This is a genomic window from Nocardioides sp. OK12, assembly GCF_024341885.1.
GTDB classification, from domain to species: domain Bacteria; phylum Actinomycetota; class Actinomycetes; order Propionibacteriales; family Nocardioidaceae; genus Nocardioides; species Nocardioides marinisabuli.
Genome location: NZ_BNET01000001.1, coordinates 402,623 through 422,182 on the forward strand (window position 1 = coordinate 402,623; position 19,560 = coordinate 422,182).

16 protein-coding genes are annotated in these 19,560 nt (G+C 74.6%); 11 read left to right on the forward strand and 5 right to left on the reverse strand.

Translation table 11 applies throughout. From position 1 onward, the window contains the following. Positions 1–205 precede the first annotated feature (205 nt). The 10 genes from OCU29_RS02015 (at position 206) to ligA (ending at position 14,307) form a co-directional block, all read left to right on the forward strand. Positions 206–3,859 (forward strand): Rne/Rng family ribonuclease, encoded by a 3,654-nt coding sequence (locus OCU29_RS02015; RefSeq protein ID WP_261818606.1) that lies wholly within the window; start codon positions 206–208, stop codon positions 3,857–3,859. A 198-nt stretch (positions 3,860–4,057) separates the two neighbouring features. Further along, on the forward strand, positions 4,058–4,360 hold the full coding sequence (gene rplU, locus OCU29_RS02020) for a 50S ribosomal protein L21 (RefSeq protein WP_179615856.1): 303 nt from the start codon (positions 4,058–4,060) through the stop codon (positions 4,358–4,360). A 61-nt stretch (positions 4,361–4,421) separates the two neighbouring features. Continuing rightward, positions 4,422–4,676 carry a 50S ribosomal protein L27 gene (gene rpmA / locus OCU29_RS02025; protein ID WP_179615857.1) on the forward strand — a complete coding sequence of 85 codons (255 nt, stop codon included), beginning with the start codon at positions 4,422–4,424 and terminating at the stop codon, positions 4,674–4,676. 133 nt (positions 4,677–4,809) lie between these two features. Then, a complete protein-coding gene (gene obgE, locus OCU29_RS02030) occupies positions 4,810–6,384 on the forward strand; it encodes a GTPase ObgE (protein WP_261818607.1) in 1,575 nt (524 codons plus the stop codon). Positions 6,385–6,391: 7 nt separating this feature from the next. Then, complete coding sequence (proB, locus tag OCU29_RS02035; RefSeq protein WP_179615859.1) at positions 6,392–7,507, forward strand: glutamate 5-kinase; 1,116 nt, start codon at positions 6,392–6,394, stop codon at positions 7,505–7,507. A 1-nt stretch (position 7,508) separates the two neighbouring features. Continuing rightward, entirely contained in the window at positions 7,509–8,510 is a 1,002-nt protein-coding gene (locus tag OCU29_RS02040) for an endonuclease/exonuclease/phosphatase family protein (protein WP_179615860.1), read from the forward strand. After that, the gene (locus OCU29_RS02045) at positions 8,507–9,691 is read left to right on the forward strand and encodes a cysteine desulfurase family protein (RefSeq protein WP_261818608.1); all 1,185 of its coding nucleotides are present in this window, start codon (positions 8,507–8,509) and stop codon (positions 9,689–9,691) included. The genes OCU29_RS02040 and OCU29_RS02045 overlap by 4 nt, the downstream gene beginning before the upstream one ends. Beyond that, positions 9,691–10,839 (forward strand): tRNA 2-thiouridine(34) synthase MnmA, encoded by a 1,149-nt coding sequence (mnmA, locus tag OCU29_RS02050; RefSeq protein WP_261818609.1) that lies wholly within the window; start codon positions 9,691–9,693, stop codon positions 10,837–10,839. Before OCU29_RS02045 ends, mnmA begins: the two co-directional genes overlap by 1 nt. Continuing rightward, complete coding sequence (locus tag OCU29_RS02055) at positions 10,836–11,858, forward strand: methionine synthase (protein WP_261818610.1); 1,023 nt, start codon at positions 10,836–10,838, stop codon at positions 11,856–11,858. The genes mnmA and OCU29_RS02055 overlap by 4 nt, the downstream gene beginning before the upstream one ends. A 352-nt stretch (positions 11,859–12,210) precedes the next feature. Then, on the forward strand, positions 12,211–14,307 hold the full coding sequence (ligA, locus tag OCU29_RS02060; protein ID WP_261818611.1) for an NAD-dependent DNA ligase LigA: 2,097 nt from the start codon (positions 12,211–12,213) through the stop codon (positions 14,305–14,307). Positions 14,308–14,341: 34 nt separating this feature from the next. On the opposite strand, the gene wrbA is transcribed toward ligA, so the two are convergent. The 5 genes from wrbA to OCU29_RS02085 all read right to left on the reverse strand — a co-directional run bounded on the left by wrbA (position 14,342) and on the right by OCU29_RS02085 (position 19,111). Beyond that, positions 14,342–14,935 carry an NAD(P)H:quinone oxidoreductase gene (wrbA, locus tag OCU29_RS02065; protein ID WP_261818612.1) on the reverse strand — a complete coding sequence of 198 codons (594 nt, stop codon included), beginning with the start codon at positions 14,933–14,935 and terminating at the stop codon, positions 14,342–14,344. A 92-nt stretch (positions 14,936–15,027) separates the two neighbouring features. Beyond that, positions 15,028–16,143, reverse strand: coding sequence for a hypothetical protein (locus OCU29_RS02070; RefSeq protein ID WP_261818613.1), 1,116 nt, complete (start codon positions 16,141–16,143; stop codon positions 15,028–15,030). After that, positions 16,136–16,657, reverse strand: coding sequence for a SigE family RNA polymerase sigma factor (locus tag OCU29_RS02075; protein ID WP_261818614.1), 522 nt, complete (start codon positions 16,655–16,657; stop codon positions 16,136–16,138). Before OCU29_RS02075 ends, OCU29_RS02070 begins: the two co-directional genes overlap by 8 nt. 106 nt (positions 16,658–16,763) lie before the next feature. Continuing rightward, entirely contained in the window at positions 16,764–17,756 is a 993-nt protein-coding gene (locus OCU29_RS02080) for a B12-binding domain-containing protein (protein ID WP_261818615.1), read from the reverse strand. Next, positions 17,753–19,111: a PP2C family protein-serine/threonine phosphatase gene (locus OCU29_RS02085; RefSeq protein WP_261818616.1), complete on the reverse strand. Its 1,359-nt coding sequence runs from the start codon at positions 19,109–19,111 to the stop codon at positions 17,753–17,755. Before OCU29_RS02085 ends, OCU29_RS02080 begins: the two co-directional genes overlap by 4 nt. Positions 19,112–19,231: 120 nt before the next feature. On the opposite strand from OCU29_RS02085, the gene gatC reads away from it, so the two are divergent. Next, positions 19,232–19,531 carry an Asp-tRNA(Asn)/Glu-tRNA(Gln) amidotransferase subunit GatC gene (gatC, locus tag OCU29_RS02090; protein ID WP_179615867.1) on the forward strand — a complete coding sequence of 100 codons (300 nt, stop codon included), beginning with the start codon at positions 19,232–19,234 and terminating at the stop codon, positions 19,529–19,531. The last annotated feature ends 29 nt before the right edge of the window (positions 19,532–19,560 follow it).

The following is a 19,560-nucleotide window of genomic DNA, read 5'->3' on the forward strand; positions in this document are numbered from 1 at the left end:
CGCGGCAGGCAGGCCCGGTGACAGCGAGTCAGCCACCTCCATCCGGAGGAGAGCCCGGCGACCGCGGAAGGTGACGGTCGTGACCGTGGTGACGCACACGCGGAGGGTGTCGTCGCCACCGAAGGCTTTGCGTCGCCCCCGCACCGCGGGGGACGACGTCTGACGAGTCCGGCACCCGCTGGCGTGCCGGGCAGAGGAGCACCACATGCCCGACGAGAACCAGGTCGGCCAGGAGCCGACCACGGACGCCCCGGCGCCCACGGTCACCACCACCACGCGCACCCGCAAGAGCGCCGCCAAGAAGGCCCCGGCGAAGAAGTCGGCCACCAAGCAGGCCACCTCACCGGCCACCGAGCAGGCCGTCGCCGAGGTCGCCGAGGGGGCCGAGACCCCCGCCAAGGCGCCGGCGCGCAAGACGACCAGCCGGGCCAGGAAGGCCGCCGCCCCGGTCGGTGAGCAGCTCGAGCTCGGCGAGGGTGTCGAGGCGACCGAGGCACCGGCCCCCGCCAAGAAGGCGGCTGCGAAGAAGACGGCGGCCAAGAAGGCGCCGGCGAAGAAGGCCGCAGCCAAGAAGACGACCGCCAAGAAGGCCGCCGCCGCGACGCCCGACGAGACACCCGCCGAGACGCCCGCCGTCGGCGAGGAGACCGCCGCCAAGCCCGTGGTCAAGCGCACCACCCGCAAGTCGACCACCAAGAAGGTCGCGGCCCCGGCCGCCGACGCGCCTGCCGCGCCGGCCGCCGCACCGGTCGTCGAGACCCCGGCCCCGTCCGCCGCCGACAGCGGCGCCGCCGCGGCGCCGCTGTTCCAGGCGCCCGCCGTGACCACCACGACGCGCACCCGCAGCGCCCGCAAGGCGACCACCCCCCGCGCGGCCGAGCCGGTGGCAGCCCCGGCCGAGGCCCCCGCGGACGCCGCGACGACCGACGAGGCCCAGGAGGGCGCCGGGAGCGCCGCCGCCCCGGCCGCGCGCACCACCACCACGACCACCACGCGTCGTACCCGCTCGCGCGCCGCCCAGACCAAGGACGAGCCCAAGGACGAGGCCAAGGACGAGCCCAAGGCCGTGACCGGCGACGAGGACGAGGACGAGACCGCGCAGCCGGTCGAGCCCGCCGACCAGCCCGCCGACAAGCCTGCGCGGGCCGGCGACGCGGACACCGACGACGACGCCGACACCGACAGCGACGACGACACCGACAGCGACGACGACAACGAGGGCCAGGGCTCCGGCACCGGCCGTCGCCGCCGGCGCCGCGGGGGTCGTCGTCGCCGCAAGTCCGGCGACGGCGGTGGCGAGGGCGGCCAGCAGAACGGCGGCCGGGACAACCAGGACGACCAGGACCAGGGCGGCCAGAACCAGGGCCAGAACCAGGGCGGGCGCAACCAGGACCGCAACCAGGACCGGAACCAGGGCCAGAACCAGGGTGGCGGCCGCCACCAGGGCGACCAGGCCAAGGGCGGCGACGGGTCCGAGCAGGACGGCTCCGAGACCGAGCAGTCCGCCAAGGGCCAGAACCAGAATCAGGGCGGCCAGGGCGGCCAGGACGGCGACGAGGGCGGCAGCAGCAGCTCGCGCCGGCGTCGGCGCCGTCGCCGCTCGGGCGAGGACGGCGGCGAGGGCGGGGACGACCCGGCCAACACCGTCACGCGCGTGCGCAGCTCGCGCACCGGTGAGGACCAGATCACCGCGGTGTCCGGCTCGACGCGCCTGGAGGCCAAGAAGCAGCGCCGCCGCGAGGGCCGCGAGGCCGGCCGGCGCCGCGCCCCGATCGCCAGCGAGGCCGAGTTCCTCGCCCGCCGCGAGGCTGTCGACCGCACGATGGTGATCCGCCAGCGCGACGACCTGACCCAGATCGGGGTGCTCGAGGACAAGGTGCTCGTCGAGCACTACGTGGCCCGCGAGTCGCAGACCTCCCTGATCGGCAACGTCTACCTGGGCCGGGTCCAGAACGTGCTGCCCTCCATGGAGGCCGCGTTCATCGACATCGGCAAGGGCCGCAACGCGGTCCTCTACGCCGGCGAGGTCAACTGGTCGGCGCTGGGCCACAAGGACGGCCAGCCGCGCAAGATCGAGTCGGTGCTCTCCTCGGGCCAGTCGGTGCTGGTGCAGGTCACCAAGGACCCGATGGGCCACAAGGGTGCGCGCCTGACCAGCCAGGTCAGCCTGGCCGGCCGCTTCCTGGTCTACGTGCCCGACGGCACCACCAGCGGCATCTCCCGCAAGCTGCCCGACACCGAGCGGGCCCGCCTCAAGGCGCTGCTCAAGGAGATCGTCCCGGACTCCGCCGGCGTCATCGTGCGCACCGCCGCCGAGGGGGCCAGCGAGGACGAGCTGACCCGCGACGTCGAGCGGCTCAAGGCGCGCTGGGAGGACATCGAGAAGAAGACCAAGGGCAACGGCCCCCAGCTGCTCTACGGCGAGCCCGACCTGACCCTCAAGGTCGTGCGGGACCTCTTCACCGAGGACTTCTCACGGCTGGTCATCGACGGCGACGAGGCCTGGGAGACCGTGCAGAGCTACGTCAGCCACGTCGCCCCCGACCTCGAGGAGCGCCTCGAGCGCTTCGAGCCGGCCACCGAGGGCAAGCACGCCGGCAAGGACGTCTTCGGGGTCTACCGCCTCGACGAGCAGATCGCCAAGGGCCTGGACCGCAAGGTCTGGCTGCCCTCGGGCGGCTCGCTGGTCATCGACCGCACCGAGGCGATGACGGTCGTCGACGTCAACACCGGCAAGTTCACCGGCTCGGGGGGCAACCTCGAGGAGACCGTCACCAAGAACAACCTCGAGGCGGCCGAGGAGATCGTGCGCCAGCTGCGGCTGCGCGACATCGGCGGCATCATCGTCGTCGACTTCATCGACATGGTGCTCGAGTCGAACCGCGACCTGGTGCTGCGCCGGATGGTCGAGTGCCTGGGCCGTGACCGGACCCGCCACCAGGTCGCCGAGGTGACCTCGCTGGGCCTGGTGCAGATGACCCGCAAGCGGATCGGCACCGGGCTGGTCGAGGCCTTCAGCGAGCAGTGCGAGCACTGCCAGGGCCGCGGCATCATCACCCACGACCAGCCGATCGAGCCCAAGCGCGGCGGCGAGGACGAGGGTCGTCGCAGCGGCGGACGTCGTGGCGGCAAGGGCTCCGGCGGCGGCGACAACGGCGGTCGCAGCGGCGGCAACGCCAACGGTGGCGGCGGCAACGGTGGCGGCCGGGGCAAGGGCGGCGCCCAGGGCGAGGACACCTCGGTCTCGGCGAAGGCGCCCTCGCCCAAGGACGTCGCCGCCATGGCCCGCCACGAGAACGCCGAGCAGGACCAGCCGGCCGACGAGCAGCCCGAGCAGGCCCCGGAGCAGGAGCAGGCCCCGAAGCAGGAGCAGGCCCCGAAGCAGGAACGGAAGCGGGAGCGGGCCCCGAAGCAGGCCCCGAAGCAGGAGCAGGAGCCGAAGCAGGAGCAGGCGCCCGACCCGGAGCCGGAGCCCGAGCCCACGCAGCCCAAAGGAGCCGAGGCGCGGCCCGCTGCGGCGGCTCAAGACGGCGTTGAGCCGGACGAGCAGGCGGCACCCGCCGGCACCCGGGTCGTGACCCGTACGCGTCGTGCGGCGACCCGGCCCGCCGGGCAGCCGACGACGGCGGGGGAGCCGGTCGTGATGTCGGCGCCCCCGGCGGCGGCGTCCACCGAGGCCGAGCCCGCCGCCCCCGCGGCGGCCCCGGCCCCCACGGTGGTGACCCGCACCCGCAGCCGCGGACGCACGGCGTCCTCGGCGGGCACCGGTGCGGAGCCCAGCACGCAGGACGGCAGCGAGGCCGGCACCGAGGAGAACGTCGCCCACGTGCCTGTGAAGAAGGGCGCCCGCAAGCGCTGAGACACCGGTGCCGAGCAGGAGCCGGGCTCGCGTTTTGCTCCTGCTCGGCCCCGTCCGTAGTATTGCCCTTCGGTGCGCCTACGCGTGCCGTCTCTGCGTGGCACCCCCACTGACGAGGCATCTCCTCGGAGGTGGCCCGCTAGCGGGTGGGCAGCCCCAGACCGAAGACACATCCAGAGTTCGACGAAGGAGACCGCGGTGTACGCGATCGTGCGCGCTGGCGCCACCCAGCAGAAGGTTGCCGTGGGCGACGTCATCGAGATCGACAAGGTCACGACGGCCGTCGGCGAGACCCTGACGCTCCCCGTCCTCATGGCTGTCGACGGTGAGAAGGTCACGGCCAACGGCCTCGACAAGGCCGCGGTGACCGTCGAGGTCCTCGGCGCCACCAAGGGCCCCAAGATCATCATCCAGAAGTACAAGAACAAGACCGGCTACAAGAAGCGCCAGGGTCACCGCCAGAAGTACACCCAGGTCAAGGTCACCGACATCTCGCTCTGAGCCTCCGGCTCGAGCCTGCTGCAGGCCCTCCCCGAACGAATCCAGGACTAAGGAACACGACATGGCACACAAGAAGGGTGCGGCGTCCACCAAGAACGGCCGCGACTCCAACTCCCAGCGCCTCGGCGTCAAGCGCTTCGGCGGCCAGCTCGTCAACGCCGGTGAGATCATCGTGCGCCAGCGTGGTACCCACTTCCACCCGGGTTCCAACGTCGGCCGCGGCGGCGACGACACCCTGTTCGCCCTCGAGGCCGGTGCCGTGGAGTTCGGCACCCGTCGGGGTCGCAAGGTCGTCAACATCGTCCCGGGCGAGTGACCTGAGGCGACCACGTCTGCGCCGGTCCTGACCGGCAGCTGTCCAGGAGGGCGCCCCCACCCGGGGCGCCCTTCGGCATTTCCGCACCATCCTGAGCACCACCTGAGCTGCACCAGCCCCGAGGAGCACCACCATGGCCGTCCCCACCTTCGTGGACCGCGTCACGCTGCACGTCAGCGCCGGACGCGGCGGCAACGGTGTCGCCTCGGTGCACCGCGAGAAGTTCAAGCCGCTCGGCGGCCCCGACGGCGGCAACGGCGGGCCCGGCGGCTCGGTGATCCTGCGCGTCGACACCGACGTCACCACGCTGCTCGACTACCACCACAGCCCCAAGCGTCGTGCCGAGCACGGCGGCCACGGGGCCGGTGACCACCGCAACGGCGGGCACGGCTCCGACCTGGTGCTGCCGGTGCCCGACGGGACCGTGGTCAGCGACGCCCGCGGCAACGTGCTGGCCGACATGGTCGGGCCGGGCACCGAGCTGGTCATCGCCCAGGGCGGTCGCGGAGGTCTCGGCAACGCCGCGCTGGCCTCCTCCAAGCGCAAGGCCCCCGGCTTCGCCCTGCTCGGCGAGCCCGGCGACGAGCTCGAGATCGTCCTCGAGCTCAAGGTGGTCGCCGACATCGGCCTGGTGGGCTTCCCCAGCGCCGGCAAGTCCAGCCTGATCGCTGCGATCTCGCGGGCCCGGCCCAAGATCGCCAACTACCCCTTCACCACCCTGGTGCCCAACCTGGGCGTCGTGACCGCCGGTGACCTGACCTTCACCGTCGCCGACGTGCCCGGCCTCATCGAGGGTGCGAGCGAGGGCCGCGGCCTGGGCCACGACTTCCTGCGCCACATCGAGCGCTGCGCGGCGATCGTGCACGTCATCGACACCGCCTCCATCGAGCCGGGCCGCAACCCCGTCGACGACCTCGACGTCATCGAGAACGAGCTCGCGCGCTACGGCGGGCTCGAGGACCGCCCCCGCCTGGTGGCGCTGAACAAGGTCGACGTGCCCGACGGCCGCGACCTCTCCGACATCACCATCGACGAGCTGCGCGAGCGGGGGCTCAAGGTCTTCCCGATCTCGGCCGCCTCCGGCGAGGGGCTGCGCCAGCTGACCTTCGCGATGGGCGAGATCGTCGCCGCCTCGCGCGCCGAGAAGGAGGTCGTCGAGGCCCAGCGCATCGTGCTGCGACCGCCCAGCGCCGACGGCGGCGACGACTTCACCATCACCGAGACCGGCGACGGCTGGCGGGTGCGCGGCACCAAGCCCGAGCGCTGGGTGCGCCAGACCGACTTCAGCAACGACGAGGCGGTCGGCTTCCTCGCCGACCGGTTCAACCGCCTGGGCATCGAGGAGCGGCTGGTCAAGATGGGCGCGGTCGAGGGCGACACCGTGCTCATCGGCCACCCCGACAACGCCGTGGTCTTCGACTTCCAGCCCGGCATCGAGGCCGGCGCCGAGATGCTGGGGCGCCGCGGCGAGGACCAGCGCTTCGACGACTCCCGCCCGGCCGCACGCCGCCGTCGCGAGATCGACGAGGCCATGGAGGGCCGCGAGGAGAACGAGACCCGCGCCGACGTGGCACGCCGCCTCGACACCACCAGCACCGCCAAGCAGAAGCGTGGCGGCGCGAGCGGCCCGACGTCGTACGAGATCGGCACGCCCGCCGACCCCGACTGGGAAGAGTCGGACCCCGGCGCGGGCACGGACCAGGAGTGAGCCGGCGATGAGCCTGCGCCCGGAGGTCACCGGGGCCCGACGTGTCGTGGTCAAGGTGGGCTCGTCGTCGCTGACCACCGCCTCCGGTGGCATCGACCCCGACCGGGTGCGCTCGCTGGTCGACGTGGTCGCCGCCGCCCGCGAGCGCGGCGCCGAGGTCGTGCTGGTCTCCTCGGGCGCGATCGCGGCCGGCCTGGCCCCCCTGGGCCTGCGGCGGCGTCCCTCGGGCCTGGCCGCCCAGCAGGCCGCCGCCTCGGTCGGCCAGGGCCTGCTGGTGCACCGCTACACCGAGGAGCTGCGCCGCCACGGCCTGATCGCGGGGCAGGTGCTGCTGACCGTCGACGACGTCACCCGCCGCGCCCACTACCGCAACGCCGCGCAGACCTTCACCCAGCTGCTCGAGCTGGGCGTGCTGCCCATCGTCAACGAGAACGACACCGTGGCCACCGGGGAGATCCGCTTCGGCGACAACGACCGGCTCGCCGCGCTCGTGGCGCACCTGGTCCACGCCGACCTGCTGGTGCTGCTCTCCGACGTCGACGGGCTCTACGACGCCGACCCGCGCACGCCCGGCAGCCGGCTGCTGGGCGACGTGCACGGCCTCGACGACCTCGACGGGGTGCGGATCGGGCGCACCGGGGCCGCGGGCCTGGGCACCGGCGGCATGGAGACCAAGGTGCAGGCCGCCCGCATCGCCACGGGCGCCGGCATCCCGGTCGTGCTGACCGCCGCCGACCGGGCCGCCGAGGCGCTGACCGGCGCCCCGGTCGGGACCCTGTTCCACCCCACCGGCAAGCGCCGCCCCAAGCGGCTGCTCTGGCTGGCGCACGCCACCGAGCCGCTGGGCACCCTGCACCTCGACGACGGGGCCGTGCGGGCCGTCGTGGAGCGCCGGGCCTCGCTGCTGGCCGCCGGGGTCACCGGTGCCTCCGGCAGCTTCGTGGCCGGCGACCCCGTCGACCTGGCCGGCCCCGACGGCGCCGCCGTGGCGCGCGGGCTGGTCAACTTCGACGCCGACGAGGTGCCGCTGCTGCTGGGCCGCTCCAGCCACGACCTCAAGCGCGACCTCGGCGCCGCCTACGAGCGCGAGGTCGTGCACCGCGACGACCTGGTGCTGCTCTGAGATGAGCAGCCGACGCGTCCTGTGGTGGGTGCTGCTCCTGGCGAGCCTCCTGCCGGCCGCGGCCCTGACCGTGCTGCGCCTGGGGGCGTGGGAGGCGGGGCCGGCGATCCGCCTGGTCTCCTTCACGCCGTACGCCGTCGTGGCCTACGCCGTCGCGCTGGTGCTGCTGCTCGGCGTGGCCCGCCGCACCCGCGGGGCGCGCCTGGCCGCCCTCGGCGTGGTGGCGGCGCTGGTGCTGCACGGCTCGTGGCTGGCGCCGCTGGTCGTGGGCTCCCCGGCCTCGGCGACCGCGGGGGAGGCGGCGGGCGACGAGCGGGTGGTCGTGATGAGCAGCAACCTGCTGATGGGGCGCGCCGACGCCGCCCAGGTGGTGCGCACCGCGGTCGAGGGCGACGTCGACGTCCTGGTGCTGCAGGAGGTGACCCGCCGGTCGCTGGCCGGGCTGGAGGCGGCCGGGCTCGACGAGCTGCTGCCGCACCGCATCGGCTTCCCGGTGACGGGGGAGCGGCCCTTCGCCGACACCGTCGGCACCATGGTCTTCGCCCGGCAGCCGCTCGGCGAGCCGCGCCCGCTCGGCACGGTGCTGCAGTCGTGGGAGGTCGAGGTCGACGGGCTGGTGCTGCTGGCCGTGCACCCCTCGGCGCCCACCGACCCCGAGGGCTGGGTGCGCGACCACGACCTGCTGCGCGAGGCGGCCCGCGAGAGCGGCGCCGACCTGGTCGTCGGCGACTTCAACGCCACCCTCGACCACGCCCCGGTGCGCCGGCTGGTTGACGACGGCTACCGCGACGCGGTCGAGCAGAGCAACGGCGGCTGGCAGCCGACCTGGCCGGCCAACGGCCTCTTCGCCGGCCTGCCGGTGCTGCTGGTGCAGATCGACCACGTGCTGACCGGCCCGGGCCTGGTCGCCGACTCGGCGCGCACCGTGCGCATCGACGGCACCGACCACCGTGCGCTGCTGGTCGAGGTGCTGGTGGCGGCACGTAGGCTGGGCCGGTCATGAGCACGCCCGTCTACCTCGACCACGCAGCGACGACGCCGATGGTGCCGGTCGCGTTCGAGGCGATGACCGGGCAGCTGGCCCACGCCGCCAACCCCTCCTCGCTGCACGCCTCGGGCCGGCGCGCGCGCCGGGTGGTCGAGGAGTCGCGCGAGACCCTCGCGCGGTCGCTGGGCTGCCGGCCCGGCGAGGTGGTGCTCACCTCCGGCGGCACCGAGGCCGACAACCTCGCGGTGAAGGGCATCTACTGGGCGCGCCGCGCCGAGGACCCCCGCCGGGTGCGCATCCTCACCACCGCGGTCGAGCACCACGCCGTGCTCGACCCCCTCGACTGGCTCGCCGAGCAGGACGGCGCCGAGGTCGAGCTGCTGCCCGTCGACGCCGACGGACGCCTCGACCCCGGGACCCTGCGCGCCAGCATCGAGCGCGACCCCGCCAGCGTGGCGCTGGTCTCGGTGATGTGGGCCAACAACGAGGTCGGCACCCGCCAGCCCGTCACCGACGTGGTCGCGGTCGCCGCCGAGCACCGCATCCCGGTGCACACCGACGCCGTGCAGGCCCTGGGCGTGCTGCCCGTCGACTTCGCCCGCTCCGGCGTCGACGCGATGACGGTGAGCGGGCACAAGGTCGGCGGACCGCACGGCGCCGGCGCCCTCGTCGTACGACGCGAGGTCGGGGTGGTCCCGCTGGTCCACGGCGGCGGGCAGGAGCGCGACATCCGCAGCGGCACCCTCGACGCGCCCGCGATCGCCGGGTTCGCCGCCGCCGTCGAGCTGGCCGTGGCCCGCCAGGGCGAGCACGCGGCGCGGATGGCGGGGCTGCGCAAGCGGCTGGTCGACGGGGTCCTGCAGGTCGTGCCCGACGCGGTGCTCAACGGTCCGGGCCCCGACACCTGGGACGCCGAGCGGCTGCCCGGCAACGTGCACCTGTCCTTCCCCGGCTGCGAGGGCGACTCGCTGCTGATGCTGCTCGACGCCCGCGGCATCGAGTGCTCGACCGGCTCGGCCTGCTCGGCCGGGGTGCCGCAGGCCTCCCACGTGCTGCTGGCGATGGGCCGCAGCGACGCCGCCGCCCGCAGCTCGCTGCGGTTCTCGCTGGGCCACACCTCCACCGAGGCCGACGTCGAGGCCCTGGTCGGCGCGATCGGTGCCTGCGTCGAGCGGGCCCGGGGGGTCCGGCTCTGATGCGCGTCCTCGCCGCCATGTCGGGCGGCGTGGACTCCGCGGTCGCCGCGGCCCGCGCCGTCGAGGCCGGCCACGACGTCACCGGCATCCACCTGGCCCTCTCGCGCAACCCGGCGTCGTACCGCTCGGGGGCGCGGGGCTGCTGCACCATCGAGGACAGCAACGACGCGCGCCGGGCCGCCGACGTGATCGGCATCCCCTTCTACGTCTGGGACATGTCCGAGCGCTTCCACGAGGACGTCGTGGAGGACTTCATGGACGAGTACGCCGCCGGGCGCACCCCCAACCCGTGCCTGCGCTGCAACGAGAAGATCAAGTTCGCCGCGGTCCTCGACAAGGCGCTCGCGCTGGGCTTCGACGCGGTCGTGACCGGGCACTACGCCCAGCTGCGCACCGGCGACGACGGGCTGGTGGAGATGCACCGCGCGCTCGACCACGGCAAGGACCAGTCCTACGTGCTCGGGGTGCTCGACCAGCGCCAGCTGCGCCACTCGCTCTTCCCCCTCGGCGGCTCCACCAAGACCGACGTGCGCGCCGAGGCCGCCGAGCGCGGGCTGCTGGTCGCCGACAAGCCCGACAGCCACGACATCTGCTTCGTCGCCGACGGCGACAACGCCGGCTGGCTGCGCGAGAAGCTGGGCGACCGGGCCCCCAACCACGGCGGCGTGGTCGTCGACGACGCCACCGGCGAGGAGCTCGGGCGCCACGACGGCACCTACGGGTTCACCATCGGCCAGCGCAAGGGCCTGCGGATCGGTCGCCCGGCCCCCGACGGCAAGCCCCGTTTCGTGCTCGACATCGAGCCCGTCAGCGGCACCGTGCGGGTCGGGCCGCGCGAGCGGCTCGCGGTGCACCGGCTGCGCGGCATCCGCCCGCGCTGGTGCGGCACCCCGCCCACCCGGCTCGAGGGCCCGGCGGTGAGCGTGCAGCTGCGCGCCCACGGCGCCGAGCTGCCGGCCCGGGTCGTGGTCGACGACGGCGAGGAGCCCGAGGTCGTCGTCGAGCTCGGCGAGCCGGCGTACGGCATCGCGCCCGGGCAGGCGGTCGTCGTCTACGACGGCAGCCGGGTCGTCGGCTCGGCCACCATCACCGAGACCACCAGCAGCACCCCCAGCAGCACCCCCAGCAGCACCCGAGGAGACACGTGAGCGTCCTGGCCACCGCGATCGGCTCGATGCCCGGCGAGGACAGCGGCGGGGCCGCCTACCGCGAGGCGGTCAAGGTCGTCCTCGACTCGCTGCCCGACCTGGCGTGCGTGCCCGAGCTGCCCGGGCGCGGACCGGCCGCCACGATGACCGGGCGCACCCTGGCCGTCGTCGAGGGCCTCGACGTCGACCTGCAGCCCGCCGGGTGGCGCCTCACCGGTTCCTCGGGCAGCCCCGGGCTCGACCACCGCCGCACCCGAAGCCTGCTGGCCCAGGACCTCGACGCCGTCGAGGAGCTCGGCCAGGGCTACACCGGCACCGTCAAGCTCCAGCTCGCCGGCCCGTGGACGCTGGCGGCGACCGTCGAGCGCCCGCGCGGCGACGTCGTGCTCGGCGACCACGGTGCGCGGCGCGACCTCGCAGAGGCGCTGGCCGACGGGCTCGGCGCCCACGTGCGCGACGTGCGCCGACGGATGCCGAGCGCGGCCGCGCTGGTGGTCCAGCTCGACGAGCCCGCCCTGGCCTCGGTGCTCGCCGGCGCGGTGCCGACCGCGTCGGGCTTCGGCCGCCACCGCACCGTGCACCCGCCCGAGGCCTCGGCCCTGCTCGAGACCGTCATCGGGGCGGTCGTGGCCGAGGGCGCCGAGCCGTGGGTGCACTCGTGCGCCGCCGGCACCCCGCTGGCGCTGCTGCGCGGCGCCGGGGCCCGCGGCCTGCTCGTCGACGCCGACCGGCTCGGCGCCGCTGACCACGACGTGCTCGCCGAGGCGCTGGAGGCCGGGGACGCCGTGGTGCTGGGGGTGGTGCCGAGCACCGACCCCGACGGCCCGAACGGCTCGGTCACCGACACCGCGCTCACCCAGCGCGTCGTGCGCTGGCTCGACATGCTCGGCCTCGACCCCGCCTCGGGCCGCCTCGGCGTCTCGCCGGCCTGCGGCCTCGCCGGGGCGTCGTACGACTGGTCGCGGCGGGCGCTGGCCCTCAGCCGGGCCGTCGCCGACAACCTGACGAACCTGGGGTAGGTCCTAGGCGAGCGACCCTCCGGGGTCGTCCGTGCCGGCAGCTCCCGCACGCGCCCGCGCTGGTCGAGCAGTGACGAGCGCCAGCGAGGAACGTCGTCTAGACCGGGTGAGCTGGGCGTCGACGGTGACCGCTCGCCGCACGTCGGGTGGTGGCAGTCCGTTGGTCGAGCAGTGACGAGCGCCAGCGAGGAACGTCGTCGAGACCCGGTGAGTGGGGCGTCGACGGTGACCGCTCGCCGTACGCCGTGTGCTCACGGGGTTTCGACGGGCGCTCGAGCCTTCGGCCCTCGCTGCTCGACCAACGGCGGGGGAGACGCCAGGGGTGTCCCCGGCACCGGGCAGGATGTCCCTCATGAGCGACCCCACCCCCGCCGGAGACGAGGCGCGCGAGGAGCACCGCCGGCTGGCCGAGGAGATCGGCGACGCGCGCTGGCGCTACTACGTGCTCGACGACCCGACGATCGACGACGCCGACTTCGACGCCCGGATGCGGCGCCTCGAGGAGCTCGAGGACGCGTTCCCGGAGCTGCGCACCCCCGACTCGCCGACCCAGCAGGTCGGGGGAGCGGTCTCGACGCTCTTCACCGCCGTCGACCACCTCGAGCCGATGCAGAGCCTCGACAACGCGTTCTCCTACGAGGAGCTCCAGGCCTGGCACGAGCGGCTGCGCCGCGACGGCGTCGACGACCCGCCGCTGCTGTGCGAGCTGAAGGTCGACGGCCTGGCGATCAACCTGCTCTACGAGGAGGGTCGTCTGGTGCGGGCGCTGACCCGCGGCGACGGCCGCACGGGGGAGGACGTCACGCCCAACGTCAAGACCATCGACACCATCCCGCACCGCCTCACCGGCACCGACGAGTTCCCGGTGCCCGAGCTGGTCGAGGTGCGCGGCGAGGTGTTCCTGCCGGTGGCGGCGTTCGAGCGCCTCAACGAGGCGATGACCGAGGCGGGCAAGCCAGTCTTCGCCAACCCGCGCAACGCCGCCGCCGGCTCGCTGCGCCAGAAGGACCCCCGGGTCACCGCGACCCGGGCGCTGGGGATGGTCTGCCACGGCGTCGGCGCGCGCCGGGGCTTCGAGCCCGTCTCGCAGTCCGAGGCGTACGGTGCCCTGCGGGCCTGGGGCCTGCCCACCAGCGAGCGGGCCACGGTGCTGGCCACGCTCGCCGAGGTCGAGGCGCTGATCGCCCACCACGGCGAGCACCGCCACGACGTCGAGCACGAGATCGACGGCGTCGTGGTCAAGGTCGACGCGGTCAGCGACCAGCGGCGCCTGGGCTCGACCAGCCGCGCCCCGCGCTGGGCGATCGCCTTCAAGTACCCGCCCGAGGAGGTCAACGCCGAGCTGCTCGACATCCGCGTCAACGTCGGGCGCACCGGCCGCGTGACGCCGTACGGCGTCATGGTGCCGACCCGGGTGGCCGGCTCGACGGTCGAGAACGCCACGCTGCACAACGCCCACGAGGTGCGCCGCAAGGACGTGCGCCCGGGGGACACGGTGATCCTGCGCAAGGCCGGCGACGTCATCCCCGAGATCCTGGGCCCGGTGCTGGCGCTGCGGCCCGAGGGCCTCGAGCCGTGGGTGATGCCGACGCACTGCCCGGCCTGCGGCACGGCGCTGGCCGAGCAGAAGGAGGGCGACAAGGACCTGCGCTGCCCCAACCACGAGCAGTGCCCCGCCCAGGTGCGCGAGCGGGTCTTCCACGTGGCCGGGCGCGGCGCCTTCGACATCGAGGGCCTGGGCTACGAGGCCGCCTCGGCGCTGCTCGAGGCCGGCGTGATCACCAACGAGGGCGACGTCTTCGCGCTGACCGCGCAGGACCTGCTGCGCACCGAGCTCTTCACCCGGGCCGCCAAGCGCACCGAGGTCGATGACGCCACCGACGGCCGGGTGCTCTCGGCCAACGGGCAGCGGCTCCTCGACCACCTCGACCGCGCCAAGCAGGTGCCGCTGTGGCGGGTGCTGGTCGGGCTCTCGATCCGCCACGTCGGACCGACCGCCGCGCGGGCGCTGGCCCAGGAGTTCGGGTCGATGCAGCGCATCCGCGAGGCCAGCGAGGAGGACCTCGCCGCCGCCGAGGGGGTCGGCCCCACGATCGCGACCGCGGTCATCGAGTGGTTCGCCGTCGAGTGGCGCTGCCGCATCGTCGACGCCTGGGAGGCGGCCGGGGTCACGATGGCCGACGAGCGCGACGAGTCGGTGCCGCGCACCCTCGAGGGCCTCACGGTCGTGGTCACCGGCTCGCTGGTCGACTTCAGCCGTGACTCCGCCAAGGAGGCGATCCTGTCGCGGGGCGGCAAGGCCGCGGGCTCGGTGTCGAAGAAGACCGACTTCGTCGTGGTCGGCGACAACGCGGGCTCGAAGGCCGAGAAGGCCGAGCAGCTGGGGGTGCCGGTCCTCGACGAGGACGGCTTCAAGTCGCTGCTCGAGCAGGGCCCCCCGGAGGCCTGAGCGGCCGCCGGGGAGCCCGGAGGGAGCGGTCGGCTCAGGCGGCGAGCTTGGCGCCGATGCGCAGGGCCCGCTCGACGAGGTGGTCCATGGCGGCGAGGTCGTCCTTGTCGAGCTCGGACGAGGCGCCTGTGACCTTGCCGACCCCGTAGGGGTTGCCGTCGGTGAACTTGATCGGGTCGGTGTAGCCCGGGGGCACGATCACGCCGCCGAGGTGGACGAAGGTCGTGAGCATCGACAGCAGGGTGGTCTCCTGGCCGCCGTGCGCGGTCTGGCTGGCGGTGAAGCCGGCGTAGACCTTGTCGGCCAGGGCGCCCTGCTGCCACAGCGGGCCCAGGGTGTCGATGAAGGACTGCAGCTGGCTGGTGACGCTGCCGTAGCGGGTGCCGGAGCCGAGGAGGACCACGTCGGCCCAGGCCAGGTCCTCGGGCTCCGCGACCGGGCGGTCGGCCACCTCGGCCCGGTGCGCTGCCCAGCCCTCCACCGACGACCAGACCTCCTCGGGCGCGGTCTCGGCGACGTGGCGCAGCCGCACCTCGGCCCCGGCCTTCTCGGCGGTCTGCGCCGCGCGCTCGGCCAGCGCGTGCACGGTGCCGTAGGAGGAGTAGTAGACGATCGCGATCTTGGTCATGCGGACGCTCCCGGGAGGTCGAAGGAAGGTTGATACTTCAACTTCGACGGTAGGTGGTGCGCCGTCCCGGGCCGCCCACCCCCGGGGGTGGGTCAGGACTCGTAGGACAGGCCTGCGAGCCTCAGCGCCCCCTGCGCCGGGCCGGTGACGGGCTGCGTCTCGCAGACGCCGGTCGCGGGCGCGCAGGTGGTCGTGGTCCGAGCCTGGGTGTCGACGGAGAACAGGTGCCCACCGGCTGTCCACCCGAAGTCCCACGGTGCCTCGGCGATGGTCGTGGTGCGGCCGCTGTCGAGGTCGACGACGAGGAAGCCGTCCTCCTCCTGCTCGTCCTGGAAGACGACCTTGGCCAGGGTCCCGTCGGGCGACAGGTCGACGTAGGGGTAGCGCTCGCTGCTCACCCGGTAGAGGACCTCGTCGCGGACCAGGTCCACGACCCGCAGCTCCTCGCCGTCGCTCTCCACCACTCGTCCGCCGACGGCGGGGCCGGCGCCGGTGTACGGCACGACCTCGCGGCTGCGCCAGTCGACGGCCGTCGTGGCCCCGCCGTCGAAGCTGACGTAGACCAGGTCGCCGTCGAGCGCGACCGGTGGTGCCTCCCACCCGCCCGACATGGCGCCCTCGACGCGTACCCGGGCCCGTTCCTCCCCGGTGGTGACGTCGAGCACGACGACCTCCCAGCGGCGCGGTCCGCCGGTCGACTCCGCGTAGGCGAGCAGCGGCTGCTCAGGGTCGGTGCCCGGCACGCGGTCGCCGAGGTCGAGGTCGAGGGTCGCCTGGCTCGCGTCGGGTCGCACCAGCGTGTAGCGGGACGGGCCGTCGTCGTCGGTGGAGCTCACGCGACCGGTGCGCACCAGCGGGCCTGCGGAGGTGTAGTAGAGCACCTTCACCTCCTCGTCCACCTCCGCCGTGGAGCCGTCGCCCAGGTGGACCGTCGAGCCGGTGGCGAAGACGCCGTGGTCGAGGTACGCCGCGGTGGCGGGGTCGACGCCCCGGTGCCGGTCCGCCCGGTCCTCACCGCCGAGGACGGTGAGGCCGAGCGAGGCGCCCCCGATCACGACCAGGGCGAAGAGGGCCGATCCGGCAGCCGTGCCCGCCCGTCGGCGACGCCGGGCTCGACGCCCGGCGGCGAGGATCGAGGCCGCCGGGGCCGGTGGCACGTCGAGGCCGGCGGCCTCGTCCTGCAGCTGGAGCGCGAGTCTGTCAGTCATGGGGTCCTCCGGTGCTGGCGACGGTGACGACGTCGTCGGCCAGGAGGGCGCGCAGGCGCCTCAGGGCTTGCGACGTCTGGCTCTTGACGGTGCCCTCGTGGACGGCGAGCGCGGCGGCGGTCTCGGCCACGCTCATGTCCTCGTAGAAGCGCAGCACCACGACCGCCCGCTGGCGCGGGGCGAGCCGGGAGAGCGCGTCGAGCAGCGTCGGGCGCAGGGCCTCGTCGCTGCACGTCGCCGCCTCCGGCAGCACCTCGGTGGGCCGCTCGTTGCGCCACGACCTCCTGCGGAACCACGACGTCGCGGTGTTGAGCATGACGGTGCGCGCGTAGCCGGGGCCCGCGTCGACGCAGCGCACCTTCGACCACGAGGCGTAGGTCTTGGTGAGGGCGCTCTGCACGAGGTCCTCGGCCTCGGCGGCGTCGCCGAGGAGCAGGTACGCCGTGCGGTAGAGCGACGGCCAGCTGGCGCGCACCATCTCGCTGAACTCGGCGTCGGTGGGTGGTCGAGTCATGGGGTCTCCCGGGAGGTCACACCCAGGAGATGCCGCGAGCGCCGGTTCGGTTGCCTCCGGGGGCGCCCAGGCTGCGATCGACCGCGTCCAGAGCGCGTGAGACCGCTCAGCCCGCGAGCATGGTCAGCGCGACCGGGAAGTCGCGCAGCTCGTGGGCCAGCGCGTCCCACAGCCGGTCCACGGCCGCAGGGTCGCCGCCGCGGCCCGCCACGACGTCGCGCAGCCAGGCACGGGCCTCCGAGAGCACCGTGGGGTCGTCGCAGAGCAGGGCGCTGGCCACGGAGTCGACGACGTGGGAGGTGTGGGTGGCCAGGACGACGCGCCAGTCGTCGGGCGGCAGCGCCAGGTTGCCGAGGTCGAGCGCGGCCAGCACGTCGCCGACGATCCGGTCGGCCCCGGCCTGCACGGCCCGCGCCTCGGCCGCGCCCGGGTGGTGCAGCGCGGGGGCGGCGCCGACGTGGCGGGGCAGCTCGGCCAGCACCTCGAGGGCGCGCGCCGGCGACTCGGCGTACGCCGTGGCGCCGAGCGTGCGCCAGCGTCGCGCGTCGGTGAAGGCCCGCCCGCCGACCACCACGGGGGTGCCGGTGCCACGCACGGCCTCGACCTGGCGGCGCAGGCGGGGCAGCGACGAGGAGAGCGACGCGCTGAGCAGCACGGCCCGCGGGCCCCGGTCGAGGATCGTGGAGACCAGCTCGTCGCGCGAGGTGGAGGCGCCGGTGTGCACCGCGTCGAGCCCCCGCGCGCGCAGGACGGTGGTGAGCACCAGCGCCGGCATCGCGTGCCACTCGCGCTCGGCGCAGGCGACGAGCAGCAGCGGGCCGGGGCCCACGTGCAGGGTGTCGGCGAGGCGTCGGACCACGGCCTCGGAGACGGCCGTGGCCGCGTGCTCCTGCGCGACGCTCCAGTTGTTGGCCGCCCAGCGCTCGCCGACGCGGCGCTGGGCCTCGACGACGACCTGCTCGAGGAAGTCCTCGACCCCGAGACCGGCCTCGAGCGCGCGGGCGGCGACGGCGTGCGCCGCGTCGGTGTCGGCCGCGGAGACCGCGGCCCAGTAGTCCTCGCGGTGGGCCGCGCCGACCTCGTCGGTCAGCGTGCTCATGCGCCCGCCCCGACCTCGCGGTGCAGGACCACGAGCGCGATGTCGTCGTGCGCGCGCTCGCCCAGGTGGTCGGAGACGGCGACGGCGACGGCCTCGGCGACGGCGGCCGCCGGCATGCCGGCCACCGCGGCCAGCGTCGCCTCGAGCCGCTCCTGGCCGAAGAGGTCGTGCACGCCGCGGGCCTCGGTCACCCCGTCGGTGTAGAGCACCAGCGTGTCGCCGGGGTCGAGGCAGGCGGTGGTCTCCGGGAAGTCAGCGCCGTCCAGCAGCCCCAGCGCCACGCCCTGGCCCTCCTGGGCCTCGACGGACCCGTCGGCCCGGACGACCAGGGCGTCGGGGTGGCCGGCGCCGGCCAGGGTGACCTCGAGCCGGTCGCCGTCGCGGGTCAGGCGTCCGCACACGGCCGTGGCCAGGCGCTCGCTGAACTCGTCGTCCTGGTCGGCCTCGAGCACCAGCACCCGGTTGGTCAGCGCGAGCACCGCGCCCGGCTCGCGGTGCACCAGCGAGGAGGTGCGCACCGCGTTGCGGATGCGCTTGGCGTGCACGGCCGCCTCGACGCCCTTGCCGGTCACGTCGCCGCACAGCAGCATCAGGTCGTCGGGGTGGGCGGGGTCGCTGAGCACGTCGAAGAAGTCGCCGCCGACCGCCTGGGACTCGTGGGCCACGCGCACGTGGGTGGCGATCTGCAGGCCCGGCACCTCCGGCACCCGGCCGGGGGCCAGCGAGCGGCGCAGCACGTCGGCGACGTAGCGGCTCTCGGCGACCAGCAGGGTCGCGTCGAGGCCGACGCCGATGCGGTCGGTCAGGTCGCCCAGGAAGGCGTGCGAGCCCGAGAAGTCACCCCCGCGGTCGCGGCCGACGACCAGCGAGCCCAGGGTGCGGCCCCGCGCGGTCAGCGGCAGCACCACCAGCAGCTCCACCTCGCTCAGCTCGAGCCGGGCGGCGAGGTCGGGGTCCACGACCACCGAGCGGAGCGCCTCGCGCCGCGCCGACCCGTGGCGGGGCAGGACCACCTCGGTGGCCAGACCCGTCTCCATGGTGGCCGCGGCGTCGCGGGGGAGCGGGTCGGCCAGGGGCCTGCGCACCGTGGTCGGCTCGTCGACGTGGGTGCCGCTGCTGACCAGGTGGTGGGGACCGGAGCGGACGACCACCTGGGCGACGTCGACGACCTCGTCGAGCAGCAGCTCGACCAGGGCCTCGAGGCCGCGGTCGGGGTTCTGGACGGCCGAGACGCTGCGCGAGAGGCGCAGCAGGAACTCGGCGCGGCTGACGGCCTGGGCCAGCCGTGCGCGCGGCTCGGCGGATCGTGAGTCGGCGAGCAGACGCGCAGGACGTTCCCGCGTCGTCGCCGTCATCGAGCCTCCATGCTGCCGTTGCCTGCGACCACAGTAAGGAACTCGTGGGTGAAGTGCCCGTTCCCGGGCCCCGACCCACCCGGTCGGGTGGTCGGGCGCCGGCCTCCTAGGATGGCGCCCATGCCCGAGATCACCCGAGACGAGGTCGCCCACCTGGCGACCCTGGCCCGGATCGACCTGTCCGACGACGAGCTCGACCACCTGGCACCCCAGCTGTCGGTCATCCTCGAGTCGGTCGCCTCGATCAGCGAGGTGGCCGGCGCCGACGTGCCGCCGACCTCGCACCCGCTGCCGCTGACCAACGTCTTCCGCGAGGACGTCGTCAGGCCCGGCCTGAGCGCCGAGGAGGCCCTCGCGGGCGCCCCGGCCTCCGAGGAGCAGCGCTTCATGGTGCCGCGGATCCTGGGGGACGAGCAGTGAGCATCGACCTGACCCGCGCCAGCGCCGAC